The organism is Armatimonadota bacterium (genome assembly GCA_035527535.1).
Taxonomy (GTDB): domain Bacteria; phylum Armatimonadota; class Hebobacteria.
The window spans coordinates 1-2,858 of the sequence record DATLAK010000093.1; the positions used below are offsets into that span (position 1 = coordinate 1).

Genomic DNA, 2,858 nt, shown 5'->3' on the forward strand with positions numbered 1-2,858 from the left:
GGGTTGGAAAGTTCATGGGTTCCACCTCCGTCGAAGGCGCCCTGGCCGCAGGTGGTGCCAGGCTTGACCTTCCCGCTCGGTTCGACGACGCCGCGTTGAGTCCTGCGATGACCAACCATAGCCGGGCCCCTGGCGTGCATCCCGGGGCCGTGGGGCAGGATGGGCGGCGCAAGCCGCCGAACTACGCCCAGGGAGGTCGCCGATTGGCACGCAGGGTCACGTTCACCGCCGGGCTGATCATAGTCTGCGCGGCTGTGGAGTTCAGCGTGCTCGACTATCCGGCGATTCGCGGCGTGGCGCCGGACCTGTTGCTTGTGGTCACGGTCATCGTCGGCCTCCTGAGCGGGCCGCGGGCGGGCATGGCAGTGGGGTTTTTCGCAGGCGTGCTCGAGGGCGCTCTGCTGGGCAATTGGATCGGCGTCTTTGCCGGAGCGAAGGTCATCGTCGGATACCTTGCGGGCGAGAGCGGTAGACGCGTGTTCCCGGAGAACCTGCTGATCATGATGAGCCTGGCGGCAGCCCTGACCGTGGTGCACGAGGCGGTGTTTCACCTTTTCGCTAGCCGCGCAGGACTGGGGACGATGGCGCTCGATGTCGGCGGGCGCGCGGCCTACAACGGTGGGGTCGCGCTCATCATCGGCGCTGCCCTGCGGCGCGTACGCTACCTGCTGCCGCCGGAAGAGGTGACTCGGTGAAGACTCGCCAGACGGTCTTGCGCCTGGCGGTGGTGCTCATCTTTGGCCTGCTCGCCGCGCGCCTGTGGCAGATCCAGATCATTGGCGGCCGTGACTATCGGCGTGCGTCCGAGGAGAACCGCATTCGCCTCGTCCGCCGCCAGGCCCCACGCGGCGTCATTTATGACCGCCGCGGCCGCATCCTCGCCGCCAACCGCCTGTGCCTGGACCTGGTCGTCATCCCGCAGGAGCTTGGCCGCGAACCGGGGGGTGTCGAGCGGGTGGCCGAGGTGGTGGGCGAGAAGCCGGCGCGCGTAGCGGCTGCCGTCAAGGCTGGGGATGGGCAGCTCAGCGGCGTCGTGGTGGCCCACGACGTGCCGCTGGCGGTAGCCACGCGCGCCGCTGAGTCATCGCTGCACCTGAGCGGCGTGCAGTTGCAGAGTCGTCCGGTGCGGCACTACCCCTTGGGTATGCTTGCCGCTCACGTCCTAGGCTACGTCCGAGAGATCAGCGCGCAGGAGCTGCAGCGGATGCGCGACAGCGGCTACAACCCGCGCGACCGCGTCGGCAAGGACGGCGTCGAGCGCGAGCTGGAGGCATCGCTGCGCGGCAGCGATGGCGGGGAGCAAGTGGAGGTGGATGCGCGCGGGAGGCTGGTGCGCGTGCTGGGGCAAGTAGCGCCGACGGCCGGCGACGCGGTGACGCTAAACCTGGACGCCGATGTCCAGCGCGCCGCCGAGAAGGGTCTGGCCGGCAGACGCGGGGCGGCGGTCGTGATGGACGCCCACAGCGGCGAGGTGCTGGCGCTTGCCAGCAGCCCCGCCTTCGACCCCAATATCTTCAACGGGAGGCTCTCAAGCGCCCAGTGGGCTTATCTCAACAGCGCCGCGCGCCCGCAGCAGGACCGCGCCGCGACCGCGCTCTATGAGCCCGGCTCCGTCTTCAAGGTCATCACCGCGGCGGCGGCGATCGAGAGGGGCGTCGCTGGTCGCCACAGCCGTTTCTTCTGCCCCGGCTACTATCAGCTCGGCAAGTGGCGCTTCAGCTGCTGGCAGAAGCAGGGTCATGGCTCGCTCGACCTGCTGTCGGGGATCGCGCAGTCGTGCAACGTCATGTTCATCAAGCTCGGGCGCGGCGTCGGCCGCGCAGAGCTCGAACACATGGCGAGAGCGTTCGGCCTGGGATCGCAAACCGGCATTGACCTGCCGGACGAAAGCAGCGGGCTGGTGCCCAATCCGCGGTGGAAGCGCTCGCGCCTGCACCAGCCGTGGTATCCGGGCGATACCTGCCAAATGGCGGTCGGCCAGGGGGGCGTCCTGGTGACGCCGCTGCAGGCCGTGGTGGTGACCGCCGCCATTGCCAACGGCGGCCACCGCGTAACCCCGCATCTGCTGCGGGCGGTCGGCGGCTCCCGGGTGAGTGCGCCCGCGCCCCGCAGCGTGGGCATCAAGCCCGCGACCGCCGCGCTGGTGCGTGAGGGGATGGCGGAAGTAGTGCGTCGCGGCACCGCCCGGAGAATATGGGACCCCAACTTCCCGGTTGGCGGCAAGACCGGAACCGCTGAGAACCCGCACGGCAAGCCGCATGCTTGGTTCGTCGGCTTCGCGCCCGTGGCCCGACCGCAGGTTGTCGTCGCCGTGGTCGTGGAGCAGGGAGGGCACGGCTCGGCCGCAGCGCCCATCGGCGCCGCGCTGCTGCGGGCGGCCCTGCGCGAGCCGGCGGCGCCTTCTGCGGTGGCCGCCGGGGCGCCCCAACGCGGCCAATGACCGGGTGTGACCGATTCTAGTGGGGATGGTTGGGCGACGCACCGGGCGCGACCTCGTAGGGGCAAGGTATGCCTTGCCCCTACCTCCGCGCCCCGACCTGTCGGGGCGCGCCCAAAGGCCCCCCACTTCTCGAGGTCATACCCCGAATGACCCGGGAGGCTGCCCATACCCCTCTGGCAGCAGGGTTAGCGCCCATCGTCAGCGCCTCCCACCGCGCGCCCACTCGACCACTGCTCCCTGCAACCCCGATGGTGGTTGCAGCGGTCGCAGGCGGTGGAAGTTCGTCGCCTGCTGGAAGGCGTGCGCGGCGCGCAGAATCGTCGCCTCCGCGAGCGGCTTGCCCGTGATCTGAAGCCCGATAGGCAGGCCGTCAGCGAACCCCGCGGGGATGGACATGGCGGGCAGGCCGGCGAGATTG

3 protein-coding genes are annotated in these 2,858 nt (G+C 70.0%); 2 read left to right on the top strand and 1 reads right to left on the bottom strand.

The window, feature by feature from the left end; all coding sequences use genetic code 11:
- The first annotated feature begins 203 nt into the window (after positions 1 to 203).
- Together mreD and mrdA are read left to right on the top strand one after the other, a co-directional pair.
- Positions 204 to 695, top strand: a complete 492-nt coding sequence (mreD, locus tag VM221_06855; protein HUT74539.1) for a rod shape-determining protein MreD — start codon at positions 204 to 206, stop codon at positions 693 to 695.
- The gene (mrdA, locus tag VM221_06860; protein HUT74540.1) at positions 692 to 2,440 is read left to right on the top strand and encodes a penicillin-binding protein 2; all 1,749 of its coding nucleotides are present in this window, start codon (positions 692 to 694) and stop codon (positions 2,438 to 2,440) included. Before mreD ends, mrdA begins: the two co-directional genes overlap by 4 nt.
- Before the next feature lie 198 nt (positions 2,441 to 2,638).
- Here mrdA and VM221_06865 read toward each other — a convergent pair.
- On the bottom strand, positions 2,639 to 2,858 hold a 220-nt coding region (locus VM221_06865), incomplete at its 5' end, for an amidase family protein (protein HUT74541.1).